We start from the raw sequence: 258 nt of genomic DNA on the forward strand, positions 1-258 counted from the left end.
CATTCGAAAACCCGATTTGACCCGTACAGCGCAATGGGCAATCGGGATCACGTTAGCAGAGTGAGGACTGTATGGGAACCTTGATCGAGAAAGGCATCCTGATCGCAGGCGAGCGAGCCATTGGGATCAGAGAGGCAGCCGCGCTCCTGCAGGTTTCCTATGGAACCGTCTACACGCACAAGATAGCACTGGGTTTCTTCCAGATCGGTTCTGTCTGGCGCGTCTGGCCCGAAAAACTGCGGCAAACGACAAGCGACT

1 protein-coding gene is annotated in these 258 nt (G+C 55.4%); it reads left to right on the forward strand.

The window, feature by feature from the left end; translation table 11 throughout:
• Positions 1-71: 71 nt before the first annotated feature.
• Positions 72-258: hypothetical protein (locus SB771_RS35520; protein WP_410722106.1), on the forward strand; the 187-nt coding region annotated here is incomplete at its 3' end.

The organism is Burkholderia sp. SIMBA_051, assembly GCF_046534915.1.
GTDB classification, from domain to species: domain Bacteria; phylum Pseudomonadota; class Gammaproteobacteria; order Burkholderiales; family Burkholderiaceae; genus Burkholderia; species Burkholderia ambifaria.